Consider the following 21,635-nt stretch of genomic DNA (forward strand, 5'->3'; position numbering starts at 1 on the left):
ATCGAAGCGGGTCCTTTATTAAATCTATAAAAAGGCCGGGATATCCGTCTTTCCGTGCATGAGGTTCACATCTTCAGGAAAAGTTCTCATCTCTGACGGCCGACGAGGTGCGCCGCATATAATAACCATTTAATAAAACATTCCGGTCTTAACGACAGCGTTATTCCGCGCAGAGACGCAGAACGCGCGGAGCCCTTTATGACTGAATTTCCCTGCGTCCTCAGTGCCTCTGCGAGGGATCAGATTTATACCGGATCGTTTTAACGTTTGGTATACTCCGACAGAATTTTCTGCATAAAACAAGCGATGCTCTTTCGCCGGCTCTGCTCCGGCGGCAGATCCGTCCACTTGGCATACGGTTTGCATGTAAATCAAAAGGGTGCGTGACCGCTGGATCATCCGATGATATTCATCAGACGAAATTTAACCCGGAAGGGCCTGCGGTTGATTATGAACCGGAAAAATAAAAACAGGTTGAGCAGTGATAACCTTGAACAGAATCTGATGTCTGCTCTGAAACCCGGGGCGGAACAAACCGGTTTTGCTGCAGCCCCGAAAGAGGAACCGGTGAAAGGGATCCCCGCCGTCCGCGCTTTATCCAACTCGCTCAGCATTGCCCTGTTCTGTTGCGGACTGCTTCTTTTCGGTGCCATGCTCTGGGCAATCGAGCTGCATTTTAAACCGCTGAGCGAACGGAATCTGAACCAGAGCGTACAGCAGCTCAGCACACGTATTGACACGTTTCTGAATGACCGCATTCAGATCCTGCACGATTATGCGAGCCTGCCGCTCATTGGTCTGGCCCTCCAGCATCCCGAAAACAGCAGGACCTACCTTGAAGATGTGATGGGTAATCTGCCCCTGCTTGGCAGGAACCACAAAACGGTACTGCTCGACCTTAACGGGCAGCCGATTTATTCGACCAAAGGAGCCCCGGTTTTCGATTATGGCCACGCATCATTTATCAATAGCTTCCGGAAAAATGCAGCCGATCATCACTCCTCCGTCAGCGGTAACGGGACGAATACCTTCTGGCGCCTGGCGGTCCCCGTCCACCTCAATGAGAAACTGCTCGGCACCTTGCTGACAGAAATGCCCCTCTCGGAACTTGATGAGTCCCTTCACCTTTCATCCATGCTGGAGAATGAACAGGTGCAGCTGATTAAACACGGCAAACTGATCGCCTCGTACGGCCCGGAAATCAGTGCATCCCCCCATATCGCCTATCTCGACCGGCATGATCTCCAGCTGTTTTACAGGGTTCGTTTCCGCCCCCTGATCGGCTTCCAGAAAGAGCTGATCATCACCACAGGCATTATCCTGCTGCTGAGCGCACTCTTCACGCTCCGTCTCACCACCCGCCTCAGTCTCCGCTCGTTTGTAAACCCGCTCGAAAGTCTGCGCGAAATGGCCACGGCAATGGCAAACGGAAAAACCGCTGAGCAGCCCCCCGCCATCCATTCCAACATCCTCGAAATTCAGCTCCTTTTCCGCGATTTCAACCTGATGGCCGATACCATCAGAAAACGCGAATTCCAACTCCGAAGCGCCCACGAAAGCATGGAGCTGCGGGTCATTGAACGCACCAGGGATCTTAAGGAAAGTCATCGGAGAATCGCCTCCATTCTGGGCAATATTCAGTCCGGCATCATGGTGGTCGATCCGGATTCAAATAAAATCATCGAAGCCAATGCCGCCTGTGCCGCCATTCTCGGCGTTCCGGAAGACGATCTTCCCGGAAAATCAGGAAAAATCTTCACAGAAAACACCGCCCATTACACGACACAGAATTTAACCCCGGGTTATCTGGAACAGAATAAAGAATGTACGATCACCAACGCACAGGGCCAAACCATCACCATTCTCAAAAACACTGTTCCAATTGACTATGCCGGCAAAGTTCATCTGCTGATCAGTTTCATTGATATTTCCGAGCGCAAACAGGCACTCAACGAACTTGAAAAAGCCCGGAAAAAAGAGGTCAACCTGGCGGCCCATATTCAGGAAACGCTGCTGATCGGCACGCCGCCCGCCATGATCGGAAACCTTAAAATCAGTGCCCTGAGCGTTCCATCGCAAACCGTTTCAGGTGACTTTTATGACTACCATTGCTGGAGCGGCAGCAAAAACTGTCTGGACCTCATTATCGGTGATGTCATGGGCAAAGGCATTAACGCCGCCCTGCTCGCCGCGGGCATTAAAACCGCCTGGCATCAGGCGCTGATTTCCGCCCTCGAGAGCGAATCCCATGCCGGCCTTCCACCCACCGGCGAAATCGTATATCAGCTGCACCTGCGTATTGTTCCCGAACTGATTGCCTTCGAATCCTTCATTACCCTCTGCTACGCCCGGCTCAACATCGAACAGCAGCTGCTTGAATTCGTACACTGCGGACACACTGAAATCATCCGCTGGAATGACTACGACAAACGCTGCACGCTGCATGTCGGCACCAGCCCGCCCATGGGTATGCTTGAAGACGAAGAATACACCACCCTCTCCCTTCCGTTTAAAGCCAATGACTGTTTCCTCTTTTTCTCGGACGGCCTCACGGAAACCCGGAATCCGGAAGGCGAAATGTTCGGAACCGAACGCCTGTGTCGGATCATCGGAAAAAACCATAAAAAATCCGCGGCGGAAATACTCGATATCATTGAAAACTCCATCCGGCAGTTCTGCGCTGGCGGCGACTTCGCCGACGATCTTTCCTGTATTCTGATCAAGGTGGATCCCCTCTCCCAACCGCCCCGCCAACTGCCGGGCATCAGTTTATCCCAAAAAACGGAACATTCCCGCACAACACCGGAATCCTGATTCCGGCCGGACGATCCAAGACGTTTAAGCATTGAACGGCAGTCGTTACTGCTCTCTAATATTTCACCATGCAACGGATTCTTATACAGCTTTTATTTATCCTCCTGCTGCTTCCCGCTGCGGCCATGAATACGGCAGAGCTGGTGAATAACCCGGATGCCGAAGCCGTTCTCACGCGAAACTGTATCCGGCTGGGCACCGCCGAGATTCTACCCATAAAATTCAAAACAGCGGTCACGGTGCTGAATAATCCCGACCTCGTCACCGCCGTACAGGATGAGTTCGCCCGCTCCGTTTCAGAAAACGGCACCGTTGATTTTCCCGTCTTTGAAATCGGGGAGCACCGCTATTACTACATCAATGAATACGGAAATCGTACCGACATAACCGAACTCTACAGAAAACAGACCGATGAAACCACCTACGACTACATCGTCATGGCTGGCGGAAAACGCAAATTCGGCTACTACGACGTCATCATCCATCTGCGGATAACCGACCTCGACGATCTGGGCATTCTCTACTCTGTCAAGGTGCACGCCTGGCCCCACAGCTGGTTCACCCGTACCGCAAACCGGATCGGCCTCACCCGCAGTTATTTCAAAAACAACATGCAGTTTATCTCCTGGGTCGCCCGCAAGGTCGCCATCGGTCTGTGCAAACAGGAAGAGCAGAAGCAGGCCCTTGCCGAAGTTCACACCCCCACAGCCCTGAACAGAAAATAAAGGATCGTCTACTTCAGAATCCGCTGCGCCGGTTCGTTTCCGAGTTCGACCGCATAATCCAGAGCTGTCATGCCGTTGGTTGCCGCAATCGACGGATCCGCACCATGGTCCAGCAGCAGGTTGACCATTTCAGGGCTCGCGGAAGCCGAGGCCTCGATCAGCGGCGTCCCCCCCCGCTTACTGATTGCATTCACCTCGGCACCCTGCGCTACCAGATACGCCGCCACGTCAACACGGTCCTTTTCGGCCGCATAATGCAATGGCGTCCATCCCTCATCATCCTCTGCCCCGAGATCCGCTCCGCTTTCCGCCAGCAGTTTAACGATTTCAAGGTATCCGCGATCCGCCGCAAGATGCAACGGCGTTTTCAGCGTTCCCGTACGTTCGTCGAGTTCCGCACCTTTGGCCACCAGCACCTCAGCACATTCGGTCTGACCGCGCACAGTTGCAAAATGCAGCGGCGTCCAGCCCTGTTTGTTTTTCCGGTTCACATCGGCACCCAGCAGCAGATGATTTTTCACATCCACCGGATCCCCTTTGGCAATGGCATGCAGTATCGTTTTATTTTTAACCACAATAGGCTCCGCCGACTCAATCCCCTCATCCGGGACCTCAAGTCCGGCCGACCAGACAATCGCATTCAGTACCATTTTACGGAAATTCGGCTCGGCCCAGTTCCGATGGAAATGCCCGCCGGTAAACCCGAAGGCATTATCACCGAAGGTCCAGGCCAGCGTATGCACCTTCTCCTCCTCCGGCGGTTTAGCCATCATAACCGGGATCACATCACCGAAACGCAGATTAAAATACCACTCATCCTTCAGTTCATACGGCTTGAGCCCCCGCGTAACCGGATGATTGGCCGCAAAGAAAGGATCCTTCACCGTCCAGAGCGGGTTCGCGGATTCTTCGTCATGATAATATCCGCCGACCACCTTCATCAGGGTTTCATCCAACAGTCCATCCGTTCCGTCAAGCGCATAGTGCAGCACCACCATACCCACCCCTTCATTGGACAGTTTCAGCAGTTCGCCCTCATGACCGATCGCCAGATGATCCGCATTACCGTCGCAATAGAGTACCAGCGAATCGATATCCTCCAGCTCCACAGCAATCGGCCATTTTTCCACACAGACCGAAGCCCGGAGCGGCTGCCCGGATTCATTCAGCGCTTTAGCCAGCAGTTCCGCCCCGGCCGGAAATTCATGTTCCCCCGGCCCGTGGCTCGGTTTTCCGGCCACAATCAATACCTGCTTCGGCGTACCCGCAAAAACCGCACCGGCCAGCATCAGCCCCGCCATCAAACTCTGTATTCTCATCACGTTTCCTATTTTCTTCCCAATGCGTAATGCAGCATCACTTCTTCCGTTCGGTTTAAACGCCGGCTGGCTTCACGCGCAATATTCATCATAAGCATACCGAACAGTTTCGGATCGCGTTCGTACAGCGCAAACAGCTTTTCCCGCGGCACCACCAGCAGATCCGTATCCTCCAGTGCCAGCGCATCCGCGGTATGAGGGTGAATCGCCAGCACCGAGGTTTCGCCGAAACAATCGCCCGGACCGAATTCAAACAATTCCATCGGCGTGCCGTCCACATTTTCAACCAGCCGAATCCGACCCTTTTCAATAATCCGGATATGATCCGGCGCATCGCCCTGACGAAACACAAACTCGCCCTTGCGATACTGCTCGGTTTCCAGCATCCGGAAAACCGTATACAACTGCGTATCATCCAATGCCCCGAACAACGAAATCCGGTTCAGGATCGGAAGCACCTTCTCCACCTCCAGCAACGGAGGCCTGTATTTCTCAGTCGCCATATCAGCAACCATACTAAATGAACGTCGCGGGACGGAACCGGAAATTTCATTTTCCCGCAACAGAACATGGACAGCAGAGATTTCTTTATCAGCACCGGATGCTATTAATCGGAAAAACGTCACATCCCGACAACACAGCTCTTTCAGACAGCAAGACATTGCAAAGAAGGTCCGGATGCGATATCCATCCCGGACACAATCTAAAAGCGATCTGTAATACCATTTACTAAAACATTCCGGTCGTAACGACAGCGTTATTCCGCGCAGCGACGCAGAGAGCGCGGAACCATTTATAACTGAATTTCTCTGCGTCGCGAGGGATCTAATTTATACCGGATAGTTTTAACGTTTGGCACAACTTTAAAAGACAGCATGAGTTTCAAACTGGAAAATGCGGTCCCGTGGGGACGCACCTATACAGAATACGTATCGATGTTCAACCTGTCTGCATCCGACCTGCAGGGCCGCGTGCTCGGTTGCGGTGACGGACCGGCATCGTTTAATGCCACCCTGACCCAACAGGGCGGAGATGTCATTTCCATCGATCCGATCTACCGCTTTTCCGCCGAGGAAATCCGGGAAAGAATCAACGAAACCTACGACACGGTGATGGAGCAGACCCGGAATAACCGCCAGGAATTTGTCTGGAAAAATATCCGGTCGCCGGAAGAGCTGGGCAAAATCCGCATGGAAGCAATGCATGCCTTCCTTTCGGACTATCCGAACGGGAAAGAGGCGGGGCGTTATATCGCCGGTATGCTCCCGGAGCTGCCGTTTGCTGATGGATCGTTCGACCTCGCACTCTGCTCCCATTTTCTGTTTCTCTACAGTGCCCATTTTTCGAAAACCTTCCATTTCAAATCCGTTCGCGAACTCTGCCGTGTCGCCCGGGAAGTCCGGATTTTTCCTCTGCTGGAACTTGGGGCGGTTCCGTCGCGACACCTCCGGCCGCTGATTGACCGACTGGAACGGGAAGGCTTCCACGCCGTCATTGAACCCGTGCCCTATGAATTTCAGAAAAACGGGAACCGAATGCTGAAAATCCGCAGCGAAGAACCATAAGCAGGTGATCGCCCGCCTTAATACAGTCCGCGGCAGACCGGAATAAACACACATACATTTTCCGTGACACGAAACGGATGCTGAAGATATACGAGAACGCATTATGGAAAATAAAAAACCAATCCACCGCGTACCCACCAACATCATTACCGGCTTTCTCGGCACCGGAAAAACTTCGGCGATTCTACATCTGCTGAAAAATAAACCGCCCTCCGAAAAATGGGCGGTTCTGGTGAATGAGTTCGGCGAAATCGGGATCGATGGAAGCCTTTTTGAAGGACAGCACAGCCAGGAACAGGGCGTTTTTATCCGTGAAGTTCCCGGGGGCTGCATGTGCTGTACCGCCGGCCTGCCCATGCAGATTGCGTTGAATATGCTGCTCACCACAGCTCGTCCCGACCGGCTGCTGATTGAACCGACCGGACTCGGACACCCGGTTGAAGTACTCGGCGTGCTCTCCGGAGAACATTATCAGGAAAGTCTCGCCATCCAGAAAATTGTCACCCTTGTGGATGCCCGGCACCTTTCCGATTCTCGCTACACGGATCACCAGACCTTCAATCAGCAGATCGCCATTGCCGATCTCATTGTGGGGAATAAATCAGATCTGTATGAGGAAAAGGACCGACGGGCTCTGGAGCGCTACGCAAAACAGCACGGTGCGGCTCATGTAAAACTCCTGATCACCGAACAGGGCATGCTGGAACCCTCCGCACTGGAAGGCCGGACCCGCGCAACCGAAGCGGAAACGCATCATCACCATCATCACGAAAATCGGAACCCCTCCATTTCCGAGATACCGATTCCGGAAGCGGGATACCTTAAAGCGGAGAATGAGGGCGAAGGCTTCCAGAGTGTCGGCTGGCGCTTCACACCGCATCGGGTATTTGACCATAGCAGACTGTTTTCATTTTTCAGCGGACTGGACGCGGAACGGATGAAAGGCGTATTTATTACCGACAAAGGTATTTTCGGGTATAACCTGACGGCAGACGGCTTAACCGAAATACCCATTGATGAATGTGCGGAAAGCCGGGTTGAAATCATCGCCCCGAAAATTGAGCCCGTCTGGGAAGAACAGCTCTTGAATTGTATTATGCCGAATTAAGCCCGGTATACCATCTCTGGACGCCTTCAGGCGTCCGTTCGCAATTCCTTCCGGTCTTTCTGCTTTCCAACCGATGGAAAATCTGGAGAATGCGCGGTTCTTTTGTTTGGGAAAGAATATGGCACTGCTCAGTTTACAGAATATTCAGAAAGCCTTCGGCGGTCCCCTGCTGCTGAACAACGCTACGCTGCAGATCGAACGCGGCGAACGAATCTGCCTAGTCGGCCGAAACGGTGAAGGCAAATCAACGCTTTTGAAAATCATCGACGGCTCCATCGAACCCGACGACGGCGAAATCATCCGGCAGCCCGGGCTCAAAGTCCGTCGTCTGCGTCAGAATGTGCCGAATGATATTCCGCACACCATTGAGGAACTGGTTTTCCAGGGACTGGACAATCCGCACGACGACTATGTTTCGCATCAGGCGGTCGACAAAGCGGTTTCATTGGTAAATCTTGAAAACCATCTTAAATTCAATGAACTGTCGGGCGGACAGAAACGCCGCGCTCTGCTGGCGCAGGCGCTGGTCTGCGAACCGGATATTCTCGTACTCGATGAACCGACCAACCATCTCGATATTGAATCAATCAACTGGATGGAAAATTTTCTCCAGCGGTATCGGGGCACCGTCGTCTTTGTAACCCATGACCGCTCCTTTCTGCGTAGACTGGCAACGCGCATTGTTGAACTGGACCGCGGCCACCTGCATTCGTGGGCCTGCGATTATAACACCTACCTGAAACGCAAACAGCAGCTGCTGGAGGGCGAACAGGAACAATGGGCGCAGTTTGATAAAAAACTGGCTCAGGAGGAAATCTGGATCCGGAAAGGCATCAAGGCACGGCGCACTCGGAACGAGGGGCGCGTCCGGGCTCTGGAAAAAATGCGGGACGAGCGGCGCGCACGACGGATGCAGTCTGGGACGGTGAACATGAAGGCGGTCGAAGCCGGAGTTTCGGGCCGAAAAGTCATTACGGCGGAAAATGTTTCCTATAACTACGATGGAGAACCTCTGATTCAGAACTTCAATGTCGAAATCATGCGCGGAGACAAAATCGGCATCATCGGGCCGAACGGCTGCGGAAAATCCACCCTGATTAAACTGCTGCTGAAACAGCTGGAACCTGAAACCGGTACGGTAAAACACGGCACCAAACTGGAGGTGGCCTATTTTGACCAGCACCGGGCCATTCTCGACGAAGACAAAACCGTGGCCGAAAATATTGCTCCCGATGAAACCATCACCATCGGCAACCGGAAAAAACATGTGCTCGGCTACCTCCAGGATTTTCTCTTTTCGCCCGACCGCGCACGCTCGCCGGTGTCTATTCTGTCCGGCGGAGAACGCAACCGCCTCCTGCTGGCCAAACTGTTCACGAAACCCTGCAATGTACTGGTGCTCGACGAACCGACCAACGACCTGGATGTTGAAACCCTCGAACTGCTGGAAGAACTGCTGGCGGCCTATGAAGGCACACTCCTGCTGGTCAGCCACGACCGCGCCTTTCTGAACAACGTAGTGACCGGCACCATGGTTTTCGAGGGTGAAGGACGGATCGGAGAATATGCCGGCGGGTATGATGACTGGCTGGCCCAACGTTCAGCAACCGGGGAAACAAAGGCCGAAACCCCGAAAACCGCTGAAAAAAAGGTTACAACCCGGAAACTGACCAATAAAGAGCGGGAGGAACTGAAAAATCTGCCGAAACGCATCGAACAGCTGGAGGCGGAACTTGAGGAGCTGCAGCAGGCCATGACCGATCCGGCTTTCTATCAGAAACCGCCGGAGGAAATTCAGGCCGCCACGGCCCGGGCCGAAGCCATTCCTCAGGAACTTGAAAAAAGTTTTGAACGCTGGGACGAACTGGAACGTCTATGATCACGAACCACGGAATTGCAGGAAAAGCCGTCCCCCTTACGGCAGTAGCCTGTGCTGAAGTGCGGCACTTGGGGCCACGAGGTCAGGTCGCATTTTTAAATCCGTGGTTTTTTTGTGCCCCCGTTGCGGCGATTATGGGTTAATGGTTGGCAGACAGACAGAATATGCCGGTTGACCATTAACGATTGAACTGAAAAGGTTCAAACTATGAAACGGCTCATCAGGAACAAACATGCCAGGCTCATTGCGAAACACATCGCGGGCTGGTTCTGTATCGTCGTCGGCATCATCATGTGCATCACGCCCGGTCAGGGACTGCTGAGCATTCTGCTGGGCATCTACCTGCTGGCCGATGAAGTTCCCCTGTTTGGCAGAATCCGCGACGGGCTCGAACGCCGCTTTCCCAAAGCGACAACCTTTGTCAACCGGCAGAAGCAGAAACTGCACAACAGGTTTCAGAAGGAAAAGCCGGGAACCCCGGCTAAGGACGAATAAATTCCTTTTCCAGCTCTTCGATCGTCCGGCCTTTGGTTTCGGGCAGAAAGAAAAAGTAAAACGGTAATGATACCGCCACGACAGCCGCAAAGATGAAAAAGATGAAATGCGTCGGCATCGTCGCCTGCATCATAGGAAACAACTGGGTAACCAGAGCACTGGTCAGCCAGATAGCGATGCTCGCCACCGAAATCGCCATTCCCCGGATCCGATTCGGAAAAACCTCTGAAATAAAAACAAATTTTACAGGACCGATTGCACAGGCAAATGAAGCAATGAACGCATTTACCGCAATCACAACCGGAATACCCATGTTGTCCCTGAAAAACAGGGTCCCCAGTATCAGATGGGAAATCAGCATGCCGACAGAGCCGATAATCAACAGCTTCCGGCGGCCGAGCAGATCCATAAAAAAGAGCGCAAAAACAGTAGCGCCCATATTGGCGAGACCGATGGTAAGCGAACTGCCCAGTGCCGCACCGGTGGTGAAACCGGCCGCTTCAAAAATCTTCGGCGCATAATAGAGCACAGCGGCAATTCCACAGGCCTCGGCAAAAAAACAGACCAGCATGGAGAGCACCAGCGGCCGACAGAGTCGGGCGGTAAACAGGTCGTAGAGATGAACATCAGACTCCATCCGAATGGCTTCCTGAATCTCTGAAGCCACCTCCTGCCCCCGCTCCGGACCGTTGATCCGCTGTAGAACCGTCAGCCCTTTTTGTACGCGATCATTTTTGATCAGCCAGCGCGGGGTTTCCGGCAGAAAGGCCGTACAGCCCAGAAACAGAATGCCGGGAATGGCTTCCGCCGCAAACATAAACCGCCAGTACTGATCCACCGCAAACCATTTCCATATTCCGGAAAGCGTCGTATCCTCGGCATGACCCTCGGCATAGCCGAAAATTTTCCAGTTCACGAGCAGACAGACCACAATACCGATAGTGATGGTAAACTGATACAACGTCACCAGTCCGCCACGGTATTTTTCCGGTGCCACTTCCGATATATACAGCGGACAGACCATTGTCGCTGCACCAATCCCCATGCCGCCGATAACGCGGGCCAGAATCAGCTGGACCGCACCGCCGGCCAGACCGCTCCACACCGCAGATATAAAAATCAGTACCGATGCGATAATAATCAGCGCTTTCCGGCCGAATTTATCCGCAATAAAACCGGAACAGAATGAACCGATACCACAGCCCAGTAAGGTGCTGCTGACAAAGAAGCCGGTCTGGGTTGGCGTAAATGCAAACAGGTCGGTCACCTCTGAGGTGGTGCCGGATACCACGATCACATCATAACCGAACAGGATGCCTCCCGCTCCCGCCACCAGGCAGATAAACCACAGATACAGTTTCGACCCGGCTTCTTTGACTTCATTCATTTCATTTCCCCTTTACGGCATTCAGCAGCGCTTCAATATTGGCCGGTGGAATGTCCGGAAGAATCGCCTCATGACTGGGCGAAATCACCAGACCGGTCGGAAAGATCGACTTCAGCTCCATCACTTTGGCCGCCACCTCTTCGGGTGTTCCGTTCACCAGCAGATTCTGCGCATCAACCCCGCCGCAGAACGAAACCTTGTCGCCGAACCGGTCCTTCAACCCCTGCGGCTCCATACCGGCGGCCAGCGCCTGGATCGGATGCACCACATCCACACCGCTTTCAATCAGATCCGGAATAATATCCGCAACCGCACCGCACGAATGGTAAATAACTTTCAGACCATACGACTTGGCCTGTTCAATCAGCCGAACATTACTCGGAGTTACAAACTCATGCAGCAGTTCCGGCGAAACCATCAGCCCCTGCTGGCTGCCCATATCATTACCGATCAGCACCGCGTGGATTTTATCGGCCACCGCTTCATAGAAAATCTTATTCGCTTCCAGGTAGAAATCGGTGCAGCGGTTAATGACTGCATGGTACATCTCCGGCGAATCGTACATCATCATCATCGCCTCCTCCATACCGAACGCCGCGTTGGTATCCTGAAAATGCGATGACCAGAGAATCGCCATCCGTGCACGGTCCTGCGGAAGCTCATCCACCAATTTCCGGCAGAGATCCGGATCTATATATTTCGACGGATCCGGCCAGTCGAAATCGTCCACGCGCGCCGGGTCCTCCACCCCTTTGAAAAATCCGGTCTCACCCAGTGTACGCTCTTCATTTCCGACTTTTCCATGGTTGGAAAAATCGAGTGCCATATGGATGGCATCGGCCGTCGGCGAATGATACGGCATCTCCAGCGTCACGACATCGTCGTCCAGCTTCAGGCTCATCTCCGTGATACTGCCGACGCCGAAATAGCTGAACAGCCCCTCAAGTGCCGCCTCGGTCGGCTGCCCCATCCAGCTCGCCGGACGGTCAACGGGTTTACGTTCAATAGTATTAATAAATCGTTCAATATGATCCATCTGATTTCCCTTTCCCCTGGTTGTTCAAGTTAACGCATGATGCGGAACACAAACGCGTGCTCGCACGGTTTCCTTTTCGGAAGCCGGATATCCAGCGAAAACGTCTTCCGCTCCCATTTCAGTCCGCCCCGGTGCCCGATCAGTTCCACACCCTTGATTTCGGTGTTGTAAAATGCACGCCCGAAAGTCTCGATCGAAAGCGTTCCTGACGCCGGCCATCCGAATGCAATGGCATACAGCTGCCCGTCGCGCTCCGTAAACCGGATATCCTGCTCCGTAAAGCCATCGAAATGCCGGTCCGCCAAATGGCCCACCTTGGTTTCTGTCGGCCCCTCCCCGTAATAAATCCACGGTCGGCTCTCATAAATGGCTTCACCGTTCAGTTTCAGCCACGCGCCCATTTCCCGCAGAATCCGCCGCTGCTCTGCCGGAATTGATCCATCCGGATGCGGCGCAATATTCAGCAGCAGACATCCGTTTTTACTGACGATATCCACCAGATCATGAATCAGCCGGTCGGTGCTGTAATATTCAATATCCCGCGACCACGACCATGTTCCCGGGGAAATAGAGGTGTCGGTCAGCCACGGTTCCGGATAAATCTCAGGCATACGGGAACGCTCCAGATCAACGGTGCCGACGCCCAGCGGGAAATCGGGGCGTTTAAAGGTCAGCACAAACTCCTGCTCGCGTGCATCGGCTTTGTTGTATGCAAAAGCGAGCATCTCCTGACGGATGTTCTCTGAAAGAATCCGGACGCGGTTATCAAACCAGAGCAGATCCGGGGAATACCCCTCGACCACTTCCTTCACCTTTTCCAGCCACACCTGTTCCCACTCGGGATACGGCAACGGCAACGCGCCGTTCGATCTGCCCTTTGCTTTTTTCAGCTGCTGTGCGGTTTCCGGCACTTTCGGTCCGTAGAGCGAAGCATTCGCCGGATCGGCGCAATCGGTACCTTTCTGCCAGGTCGGAAACCAGCCCCACAGCCACGAATGATGCAGACTCACCACATATTTCAGGCCGCGCTTGCGAACCGCCTTTTCCAGTTCACCCACGACATCACGTTTCGGCCCCATATCAACCGCATTCCACGGATTGACCTTCGAAGCCCACATGGAAAAACCATCAGCATGTTCACCCGCCGGACCGCCGAACCGGGCACCGGCTTCCACCATCAGCTCCGCCCATTCGTCAGCATCGAACTTTTCGCCGGTGAACATGGGCACAAAATCCTTATAGCCGAATTCATCCAGCGGCCCGTAATGCTCTTCATGAAAACGACGGTTGGGATGACCGGCCTTATACATATTCCGACCATACCAGTCGCTGTTCCCCGGAGCTCCCGGAACCGAATAAACTCCCCAGTGCGCATAAATGCCGAATTTTGCATCCTGAAACCATTCCGGACATTCATACTGCCGCAGTGAATCCCACGTCGGCTCAAATTTTTCAGCACCGGCCGTCAAAGCCAGACCTGCCAGAGCAAGTCCCACAAATACCCTCATTCAACTTCTCCATAAAAAACAGGCGGGCCGGTCGGCCCACCACTGATTAATTAACGGAAAAGTGTCCGGCAATTTGCGGCTTTTGTCTATATCCGCTACTGTTGCGGTTATGTCCGATTCTGTCAGAACCGTTCACTCAGGATCCGGATCATGGCTCTTTCGGCCTGGACGAATTTATACGTCGATCCCAAAATATTCGACCGCGTTGTTATAACAGATATTTTCCACCATCTGCCCCAGCAGCTCCATATCCGCCGGGATCTCCCCGTTTTCCACATCGCTTCCGAGCAGGTTGCAGAGAATACGCCGGAAATATTCATGACGCGGATACGACAGGAAACTGCGTGAATCCGTCAGCATGCCGACAAAACGGCTCAGCAGCCCCAGCAGCGACAGTGCATTCATCTGCTTTTCCATCCCGTCTTTCTGATCCAGGAACCACCATCCGGAACCGAACTGCATTTTGCCCGGAACCGAACCGTCCTGATAATTCCCGATCATGGTGGCGAACAGCTCATTATCGGCCGGATTAATGTTATACAGAATGGTCCGGGCCAGCTGATCGGAAGCATCAAGCCGGTCCAGCAGACGAATCAGCCCCGGCCCCTGGCGGTAGTCTGCAATCGAGTCAAAACCGGTATCCGGACCCAGCGCATTGAACAGCCGCGTATTGTTATTACGGAACACGCCCACATGGAACTGCTGTGCCCAGCCGCGTGCATGGTGCATTTTCGCCACTTCATATAAAAACACCGCCAGAAACTGATCCTGCTCACCCTGTGTCGCCGGACCTCCGGTCATCACCTTGTTAAAAATCGTATCGAGCTCCGCCCCCGTTGCATCGGCATCCGGCACATAATCCAGTCCGTGATCCGAAAGGCGGCAGCCCACTGAATGGAAATAAGCATGGCGCTTATCAATCGCCGCAACCAGATCCTCAAAACCGTTAATCTCCTGATCCGCCGCTTTTTCCAGTGTCTGAATATATGCTTTATACGCTTCGGGGTCCGCCAGTTTGGCGGCTTTATCCGGCCGGAATGTCGGCAGCATTCGGATCTCAAAACCATCGGCCGCCACCTGTTTATGATAATCCAGGTTATCCACCGGATCATCCGTCGTGCAGACCACCTTAACCTTCATTTTACGCATCAGATTACGCGCGCTGAATTCCGGCGTCTGCAGCTTGGCCGTGCACTCTTCATAAATCGCATCCGCCGTCGCCGGGCTCAGCAGCGTATCAATGTCAAAATAACGCCGCAGCTCAAGATGCGTCCAGTGATAGAGCGGATTACGCAGCGTATGCGGCACCGTCGCCGCCCAGGCATCGAATTTTTCCTTCCACGATGAATCACCCGTGCAGTATTTTTCCTTCACTCCGTTCGACCGCATGGCCCGCCATTTGTAATGGTCGCCGCCCAGCCAGATTTCCGCCAGGTTTTCATACTGCTTATCCTCCGCCACCTCCTGCGGCGGCAGGTGGCAGTGATAATCATAAATCGGCATATCTTTTGCATGATCGTGATACAGCTTAATTGCCGTCTTCGTTCTGAGGAGAAAATCCTCGTCCATGAATTTTTTCATCGTCTACTCCTTAAATTTGTCCTTAAACGCCCAGAGCCCCAGTGCCGGATTGGAAATATAATAGATCTCTTCCCCGTCCGGCAGAATGTTCCAGCCGTCCTTAAGAACAGCGGGATCATACCGCCCGGCCATTTCTTCATAGGATACCGCATCAAATCCGACCGACCGTACTTCATCGAGCGTCACATCCCGGCCCGGGCAATACGTAATATGAAAACGCCCCTCCGACGAACCATGAATCAGATGCGCTGCCGCCCCCAGATTGGACCGCAGTTCTTCATCCTCTTCCACATGCTTCAGCGTCGCCGGTGTACCGCAATAGCCGAACTTCCGAATCAGTTTATCAATCGTCGGATCCTCGCCGAATTCCTTCAGCGCCGGTGCCAGTACAATGAGTTCACCGCCGTCCGCAATCGCCATGCGCGTGCGGTAAACCGACTTATTCCCCAGCCAGGTACTTTGAAATTCGTGCGGATCGAGATAGACCACCACTTTCTTCGGCTCGCGATCCAGCAGCGTGATGTTCACCGCACGCGCCAGTTTGCAGGCCTCCTCGAAAACAGCCGCATCCCGACCGGCATAAAATCCGCGCATATGCATTTCGCCGGTATCATAATTCTGCTCCATCACCGTCAGAATATAGGTGATCGGAAGATCCGACAGATACGTATCCACCGCATGATTAAACAGCCGGCGCACCGGCGAATCCGTCTGTCCCAGAATATGTTCAATACCGGCCACCGCACCGAGAAAGTGCGACTTATTAATGATATCTGAACCGCCGGCCCCCACCACGATATTTTTCGTGTAGTTGGCCATACCCACGACCTCATGCGGCACCACCTGACCGACCGAAAGAATCAGATCATAACCGTCAAACAGCATCCGGTTGACTTCAACCCCAACGGTATAATTCACCTTTCCAGCGGACAGTTCTGCAAGCATATCGCCGGAAATTTCGCCTTTGCGCACCACGTCATTCCGCCAGTCGTGCACCCGGAACCGGTCCAGAGGAATTTTATCCCCGAACATCATCCGCAGCTGCGCATCCGTCATCGGATTATGCGTCCCGAGCGTGGGCAGAATATCCACCTCCACCCCGTCAGCGGTCAGCTGTTCATAAACCATTTCCGTAATCGGACCGGCCATGGAATTCAGCCGCGTATGATCCGGCGGCAGAATAAGAACGCGCTTCAGAACCCCGGTATGTTCCAGACATTGCGAAACCAGTTCACGGAGCTCTTCACCGGAAATGGAAACCTGCTCGCCGAATCTGCCGATCATAACAACTCCCGTTTGTTGACGGAGTATCCGGCGCTGTACCCGGTTTCCCGGTACAACGCCGGAAATTTCACTTACACGATATAAGTGGACGCAGACGTATCGCCGCCGCGTCCGGTCCAGTTGGTGTGGAAGAATTCCCCGCGCGGCTTATCGAGGCGTTCATAGGTATGTGCACCGAAATAGTCGCGCTGCGCCTGCAGCAGATTCGCCGGAAGCCGCGCCGAACGATAGCCGTCAAAATAGGCCAGCGCCGCACTGATCGCCGGCATCGGAATACCCAGCTCAGCGGATTTCATAACCACCCGCCGCCACGATGCCTGCGCATTTTCAACCGCGTCTTTAAAGAACGGATCCAGCAGCAGATTCACGAGATCCGGATTGGCATCGAACGCTTCCTTGATTTTTCCAAGGAAGACCGAACGGATAATACAGCCGCCGCGCCACATCAGTGCAATCTCACCGTTGTTTAATGTCCACCCATACTCTTCCGCCGCTGCACGCATGAGCTGATATCCCTGAGCATACGAAACAATCTTGGAAGCATAGAGCGCCTGTTTGAGATCCTCAATCATCGCCGCTTTATCCCCTTCGAACACCGTATCCGGACCGTTCAGCACCTTCGAGGCAGCCACACGCTCCTCTTTCAGCGCCGAAAGACAACGTGCAAAAACCGCTTCGCCGATCAGCGTCAGCGGCTGACCGAAGTCCAGCGCCGAAACCGCTGTCCATTTTCCGGTCCCTTTCTGCCCGGCGGTATCGAGAATCGAGTCGATCACCGCTTCGCCTTCTTCGGTTTTATAGCCGAGAATATCGCGGGTGATTTCAATCAGATACGAATCCAGCTCACTCTCATTCCACGCTTTAAAGACATCGTGCATCTCTTCGTTACTGAGGCCGAGTCCCTCTTTCATCATCTGGTAGGTTTCGCAGATCATCTGCATGTCGCCGTATTCGATCCCGTTGTGCACCATCTTAACAAAATGGCCGGCACCGTCGGAGCCCACCCATTCGCAGCAGGGTTCTCCGGTCTCCGTATGGGCGGAAATTTTCTGAAAAATCGGTTTAACCGATGCCCACGCCGCTTCGGAACCACCGGGCATAATGGACGGGCCGAGCAGTGCCCCTTCTTCCCCGCCGGAAACCCCGGTGCCGATGTAGAGCAGCCCTTTGCTTTCCACATATTCCGTCCGGCGGATCGTATCCGGATAATGGCTGTTTCCGCCATCGATGATAATATCGCCTTCTTCAAGATGCGGCAGAACCTGCTCAATCAGCGCATCCACCGCCGCACCGGCTTTCACCAGCATCATCACTTTACGCGGACGCTCCAGACTGGCACAGAACTCTTCGATGCTCTTGCATCCGATAAAGTTTTTTCCGGCTCCGCGACCTTCAATAAATTTATCCACTTTTTCCACCGTGCGGTTGAAAACCGCCACGGTGAACCCCTTGCTCTCCATGTTGAGAACAAGATTCTCGCCCATCACTGCCAGGCCGATCAGGCCGATATCTGCTTTTGCCATTTTATGTCTCTCCATTTTAAAATTAACGTTTAACCCGGGCATTGCCCTCCCAGATGCTCCAGAGCTGATCTTCATCAGCCGGTTGCGCGTAATCGGTGAGCATAGTAGCGGCGAGTGCGCCGCTTGCCCAACCGAACCGCGCACATTTTTTCACATCCCAGCCTTTCAGAATACCATAGAGCAGCCCGCCCACAAAACCGTCGCCGCCGCCGATCCGGTCCAGCACACCGATCTCCCGCGGCCGGATGATTTCCCAGTCGCTGGAATCCGTAACCAGCGCCCCCCACATATGGGCGTTGGCCGAAAGCACTTCACGCAGGGTCGTGGCAAAATACTTCGCATTCGGATAGGCCTGTTGCACGCGGCCGATCATCTCCTTAAACCCGTCGATCTTGGAATCCAGTCCCGCGCCGCCCGCTTCCGGACCCTCAATACCCAGACACAGCTGAAAATCCTCTTCGTTACCGATCAGAATATCGCTGGCATCGGCAATTTCGTGAAAGGCGCTGCGCAGCTCCTCTTCACGCCCTTTCCAGAAGCTGGCCCGGTAATTGAGATCAAACGAAATTCTTGATCCGTGCGCTTTGGCCGCACGCGCCACATCCAGACAGAACCGACTGGTCTTGGGCGACAGCGCGGCAATCAGACCGGAAAGGTGAACAATCTCCACGCCTTCTTGCCCGAATATCCGGTCGAGATCAAAATCAGCAGCACTCAGCTCCCGGCCGACTTCGCCGGCGCGGTCGTTCTGCACACGAGGCCCGCGCGATCCCCACCCGCTGTCGGCCATATTGATCTGATGACGGAATCCCCACGGATTGTCCTGCTCAAATTCAGGCCCCTCAAAATCCATCCGCCGGCTTTTCAGATTATCCTTAATGAAATGCGCCACCGGACTCCCCTTTACGAAAGCCGTCAGCACCTTTACCGGCAGACCGAGATAGGACGAAATGCTGGCCACATTGCTCTCCGCACTGGTCGCCTGCATCTTAAAGGTATCGCTGCAATGGAACGGCTGCGAATCCACCGGCGTGAGCCGGATTCCCATACTGGTAGGCACCAAAAGGGCATATTTTTTAAATCCGTTCTCGGTCATTTTTTATCCTCCATCGGTTATTTCACAATCAACAGGTTATTAACAGCCTTTCCAGAACCCGGAAAAGTGCCGGCCCGCCCAAGACCCTTAAATGCACCTCAATGGTTTGAGAAAATGCTTTTACGTATGTTTTTACAAGAAAAAATATTGCATTTTAACGGTGATCTCCCGATATTCCCGCGAACTTACCAACGGCCCTAATCCGGCACGGAACTACTTATTTAATACCCCTCCGATACAGGGGTTTCCGGGGAAATACGACATAATTGACTACAAGTTATTCACAAGGGGAAAACCATGAGCGAAATCTATAACCAGAACTGGAACCGCGAGCGTGTCCGCGCCGGCATGCGCTGGTTCGGACCGGATGATGCCGTAACCATCCGCAACATCCAGCAGACGCCCGGCGTCACGAATATCATCACCGCACTGCACCACATTCCGGCCGGCGAAATATGGACGGAAAAGGAGATCGCCCGACGCAAAATTGAGGTGGAATTCCAGCCCATGGAAAACGAGCCGGACCTGGAGGGCATGCCGCTCTACCAATGGTACCAGACCAACGGAAAACGCACCGGTCTGGTCTGGGATACTGCCGAAAGTCTGGTCTTCACCGAAGACATCAAAAACGGCAGCCCGAATCGTGACGAACATATCCGGAAATACAAAATCAGCCTGCAGAATCTCGGGCGATTCGGCGTTCAGAACGTCGTCGGAAATTTTATGCTCGTGGCCGACTGGACCCGCACCGGGACCGCTCGGCTGGCCGACGGATCCAAAACACTCAAATACATCCATGCCGCATTTGCGGCATTCGATATTTTTCTGCTCAAACGCCACAATTCTGAACAGGAATATATTGCCGATGGATCATTTTCCGCCGAAGAGGTGAAGGAGGCCCGGAAATATTTTGAGACCTATCTGGCCGATTCTCCGGAACGCCGGAAAGAACTGATCGATATGATTACCGCCGGGCTGCCCGGTGCTCAGGAGGGATTCACGCTCGATGACTTCCGCGCGGCAGTGGCAAAATATGAAGGGATGTCGCTGGATACACTGCGGCAGCATATCGCTCATTTTCTCGATGCCGTCGTTCCTGTGGCTTCCGCCGCCGGGGTCCGGCTCTGCTGTCACGCAGACGACCCGGCTTTTTCGCCGTTTCTCGGAACTCCGCGCGCAGTGGGCGGAGTGGAGGGGTATAAGTTTCTGCTGGATCACGGCTGCGGCGTAAACCTCTGCATCGGCTCGCTGATGGCCAATGAAACCAACCGCGACATCACCACCGTCATTCGCGAAATCGCTGAATACGGACAGATGAAAGGCCTGAGCATCGACGAAATCTTTCCGCATATTCACCTCCGCCCCATCGAAACCGATGGAAAAAACTTCCGGGAAGGCCATCATGCCGAACACCGCGAGGAACTCGCCAAAGTAGTACATACCTTCGTCGATCTCGGCTGGCAGGGCGTTTTCCGGCCCGACCATGCCCCGCAACCCGATCACGGTTTCGGCCGCACCGGCTACGACGCCATCGGCCGCGGCTACGGAGCACAATTGCTGCTGGGTCTGTTTGAAATGGCGGAAATTATCAAAACCACCCGCTTCCGTGCTGTGGAAGCCGCCATTCAGGCCAGCGGTGGTAATATGGCAAAAAAGGAAGAGGCTTTTGCAGCCGCACGGAAAGCCGAAGCCGACAAAATCAGCCGCAAAATCGCCTTTATCAAAGTTCCCTTTGTCTACGGCGAACAGGGGGTCATGGCCAAACTGGATTGATTCATTCAGCGGTCGTCCCGCCGGAACTTCGTCCCTTGCAGCTGCCCCTCTTTTCAGGAACGGCTCTGACGGGATATTCATTCCGGTCCGTCAGCCTTCGCCGGCCGGACCGGGATGCAGCATACCGGAAGGGAAAACGGACTATCCATTTCCCAGGGCTTTTTCTACGGCTCCAAGCAGATCATCCAGCTCAACCGGTTTATAAAGCACATCGCACGCCCCGAACTTTTTCGCCATCGGCAGAAAATCCATCGGCATCGCATGCATCCCCCCGGAAATCGCAATCACCGGAATATCCGCCTCCTTACCCCGAATCGCCATAACCACCTCAAGACCATCGGTTTCCGGCATCATGATATCGGTAATCACGAGATCAACCGGAGACTCTTCAACCAGTCGCAATCCCTGCCGGCCGTCGGCCGCCACAATCACATCATACCCTTTACCGCACAGAAAACGCTTAAAGACACTGCGGATCGTTTCATCATCGTCAATTATCAATATACGAGCCATAACCACTCCCCTTCATGTGGAAACCGGAT

17 protein-coding genes are annotated in these 21,635 nt (G+C 53.7%); 7 read left to right on the forward strand and 10 right to left on the reverse strand.

Annotated elements, in window-relative coordinates; genetic code table 11:
- The first annotated feature begins 402 nt into the window (after window positions 1-402).
- Together EGM51_09655 and EGM51_09660 are read left to right on the forward strand one after the other, a co-directional pair.
- A complete protein-coding gene (locus EGM51_09655) occupies window positions 403-2,814 on the forward strand; it encodes a PAS domain S-box protein (GenBank protein ID QBG47644.1) in 2,412 nt (803 codons plus the stop codon).
- 125 nt (window positions 2,815-2,939) lie between these two features.
- On the forward strand, window positions 2,940-3,539 hold the full coding sequence (locus EGM51_09660; protein ID QBG47645.1) for a hypothetical protein: 600 nt from the start codon (window positions 2,940-2,942) through the stop codon (window positions 3,537-3,539).
- An 8-nt stretch (window positions 3,540-3,547) separates the two neighbouring features.
- Here EGM51_09660 and EGM51_09665 read toward each other — a convergent pair whose 3' ends face one another.
- Both EGM51_09665 and EGM51_09670 read right to left on the reverse strand, forming a co-directional pair.
- Window positions 3,548-4,858: a hypothetical protein gene (locus EGM51_09665; GenBank protein QBG47646.1), complete on the reverse strand. Its 1,311-nt coding sequence runs from the start codon at window positions 4,856-4,858 to the stop codon at window positions 3,548-3,550.
- An 8-nt stretch (window positions 4,859-4,866) separates the two neighbouring features.
- Window positions 4,867-5,520: a cyclic nucleotide-binding domain-containing protein gene (locus EGM51_09670; protein ID QBG47647.1), complete on the reverse strand. Its 654-nt coding sequence runs from the start codon at window positions 5,518-5,520 to the stop codon at window positions 4,867-4,869.
- Between the two features lie 213 nt (window positions 5,521-5,733).
- Here EGM51_09670 and EGM51_09675 point away from each other — a divergent pair, with 213 nt between their 5' ends.
- From EGM51_09675 to EGM51_09690, 4 genes are all read left to right on the forward strand, one after another.
- Complete coding sequence (locus EGM51_09675; protein QBG47648.1) at window positions 5,734-6,423, forward strand: class I SAM-dependent methyltransferase; 690 nt, start codon at window positions 5,734-5,736, stop codon at window positions 6,421-6,423.
- 100 nt (window positions 6,424-6,523) lie between these two features.
- Window positions 6,524-7,531 (forward strand): GTP-binding protein, encoded by a 1,008-nt coding sequence (locus EGM51_09680; GenBank protein ID QBG47649.1) that lies wholly within the window; start codon window positions 6,524-6,526, stop codon window positions 7,529-7,531.
- A 118-nt stretch (window positions 7,532-7,649) separates the two neighbouring features.
- Complete coding sequence (locus EGM51_09685; protein ID QBG47650.1) at window positions 7,650-9,410, forward strand: ATP-binding cassette domain-containing protein; 1,761 nt, start codon at window positions 7,650-7,652, stop codon at window positions 9,408-9,410.
- A 207-nt stretch (window positions 9,411-9,617) separates the two neighbouring features.
- Window positions 9,618-9,905: a hypothetical protein gene (locus EGM51_09690; GenBank protein QBG47651.1), complete on the forward strand. Its 288-nt coding sequence runs from the start codon at window positions 9,618-9,620 to the stop codon at window positions 9,903-9,905.
- On the opposite strand, the gene EGM51_09695 is transcribed toward EGM51_09690, so the two are convergent.
- The 7 genes from EGM51_09695 to EGM51_09725 all read right to left on the reverse strand — a co-directional run bounded on the left by EGM51_09695 (window position 9,892) and on the right by EGM51_09725 (window position 19,320).
- Window positions 9,892-11,292 (reverse strand): MFS transporter, encoded by a 1,401-nt coding sequence (locus EGM51_09695; protein QBG47652.1) that lies wholly within the window; start codon window positions 11,290-11,292, stop codon window positions 9,892-9,894. The two genes, EGM51_09690 and EGM51_09695, sit on opposite strands and share 14 nt — an antisense overlap.
- A 1-nt stretch (window position 11,293) precedes the next feature.
- On the reverse strand, window positions 11,294-12,328 hold the full coding sequence (locus tag EGM51_09700) for a methyltransferase (protein ID QBG47653.1): 1,035 nt from the start codon (window positions 12,326-12,328) through the stop codon (window positions 11,294-11,296).
- Window positions 12,329-12,357: 29 nt separating this feature from the next.
- Window positions 12,358-13,836, reverse strand: a complete 1,479-nt coding sequence (locus tag EGM51_09705) for an alpha-L-fucosidase (protein QBG47654.1) — start codon at window positions 13,834-13,836, stop codon at window positions 12,358-12,360.
- 174 nt (window positions 13,837-14,010) lie between these two features.
- Window positions 14,011-15,417 (reverse strand): glucuronate isomerase, encoded by a 1,407-nt coding sequence (gene uxaC, locus EGM51_09710; protein QBG47655.1) that lies wholly within the window; start codon window positions 15,415-15,417, stop codon window positions 14,011-14,013.
- A 3-nt stretch (window positions 15,418-15,420) separates the two neighbouring features.
- Window positions 15,421-16,701: a DUF2088 domain-containing protein gene (locus EGM51_09715; protein ID QBG47656.1), complete on the reverse strand. Its 1,281-nt coding sequence runs from the start codon at window positions 16,699-16,701 to the stop codon at window positions 15,421-15,423.
- 71 nt (window positions 16,702-16,772) lie between these two features.
- Entirely contained in the window at window positions 16,773-18,224 is a 1,452-nt protein-coding gene (gnd, locus tag EGM51_09720) for a decarboxylating NADP(+)-dependent phosphogluconate dehydrogenase (GenBank protein ID QBG47657.1), read from the reverse strand.
- A gap of 22 nt (window positions 18,225-18,246) precedes the next feature.
- Window positions 18,247-19,320: a sugar kinase gene (locus EGM51_09725; protein ID QBG47658.1), complete on the reverse strand. Its 1,074-nt coding sequence runs from the start codon at window positions 19,318-19,320 to the stop codon at window positions 18,247-18,249.
- A gap of 297 nt (window positions 19,321-19,617) precedes the next feature.
- On the opposite strand from EGM51_09725, the gene EGM51_09730 reads away from it, so the two are divergent.
- The gene (locus tag EGM51_09730; protein ID QBG47659.1) at window positions 19,618-21,093 is read left to right on the forward strand and encodes a mannonate dehydratase; all 1,476 of its coding nucleotides are present in this window, start codon (window positions 19,618-19,620) and stop codon (window positions 21,091-21,093) included.
- A 141-nt stretch (window positions 21,094-21,234) separates the two neighbouring features.
- On the opposite strand, the gene EGM51_09735 is transcribed toward EGM51_09730, so the two are convergent.
- Window positions 21,235-21,606, reverse strand: a complete 372-nt coding sequence (locus tag EGM51_09735) for a response regulator (GenBank protein QBG47660.1) — start codon at window positions 21,604-21,606, stop codon at window positions 21,235-21,237.
- Window positions 21,607-21,635: the final 29 nt, after the last annotated feature.

The sequence above is a fragment of the Verrucomicrobia bacterium S94 genome, from assembly GCA_004299845.1.
GTDB lineage: Bacteria > Verrucomicrobiota > Kiritimatiellia > Kiritimatiellales > Pontiellaceae > Pontiella.

What these genes read in the sequence shown, in the direction of transcription:
- EGM51_09665 (QBG47646.1), bottom strand. Translation starts at nt 4,858, where the DNA reads ATGAGAATACAGAGTTTGATGGCGGGGCTGATGCTGGCCGGTGCGGTT.
- EGM51_09735 (QBG47660.1), bottom strand. Translation starts at nt 21,606, where the DNA reads ATGGCTCGTATATTGATAATTGACGATGATGAAACGATCCGCAGTGTC.
- EGM51_09695 (QBG47652.1), bottom strand. Translation starts at nt 11,292, where the DNA reads ATGAATGAAGTCAAAGAAGCCGGGTCGAAACTGTATCTGTGGTTTATC.
- EGM51_09675 (QBG47648.1), top strand. Translation starts at nt 5,734, where the DNA reads ATGAGTTTCAAACTGGAAAATGCGGTCCCGTGGGGACGCACCTATACA.
- EGM51_09655 (QBG47644.1), top strand. Translation starts at nt 403, where the DNA reads ATGATATTCATCAGACGAAATTTAACCCGGAAGGGCCTGCGGTTGATT.
- EGM51_09730 (QBG47659.1), top strand. Translation starts at nt 19,618, where the DNA reads ATGAGCGAAATCTATAACCAGAACTGGAACCGCGAGCGTGTCCGCGCC.
- uxaC (QBG47655.1), bottom strand. Translation starts at nt 15,417, where the DNA reads ATGAAAAAATTCATGGACGAGGATTTTCTCCTCAGAACGAAGACGGCA.
- gnd (QBG47657.1), bottom strand. Translation starts at nt 18,224, where the DNA reads ATGGCAAAAGCAGATATCGGCCTGATCGGCCTGGCAGTGATGGGCGAG.
- EGM51_09715 (QBG47656.1), bottom strand. Translation starts at nt 16,701, where the DNA reads ATGATCGGCAGATTCGGCGAGCAGGTTTCCATTTCCGGTGAAGAGCTC.
- EGM51_09690 (QBG47651.1), top strand. Translation starts at nt 9,618, where the DNA reads ATGAAACGGCTCATCAGGAACAAACATGCCAGGCTCATTGCGAAACAC.
- EGM51_09725 (QBG47658.1), bottom strand. Translation starts at nt 19,320, where the DNA reads ATGACCGAGAACGGATTTAAAAAATATGCCCTTTTGGTGCCTACCAGT.
- EGM51_09685 (QBG47650.1), top strand. Translation starts at nt 7,650, where the DNA reads ATGGCACTGCTCAGTTTACAGAATATTCAGAAAGCCTTCGGCGGTCCC.
- EGM51_09700 (QBG47653.1), bottom strand. Translation starts at nt 12,328, where the DNA reads ATGGATCATATTGAACGATTTATTAATACTATTGAACGTAAACCCGTT.
- EGM51_09670 (QBG47647.1), bottom strand. Translation starts at nt 5,520, where the DNA reads ATGTCTTGCTGTCTGAAAGAGCTGTGTTGTCGGGATGTGACGTTTTTC.
- EGM51_09705 (QBG47654.1), bottom strand. Translation starts at nt 13,836, where the DNA reads ATGAGGGTATTTGTGGGACTTGCTCTGGCAGGTCTGGCTTTGACGGCC.
- EGM51_09660 (QBG47645.1), top strand. Translation starts at nt 2,940, where the DNA reads ATGAATACGGCAGAGCTGGTGAATAACCCGGATGCCGAAGCCGTTCTC.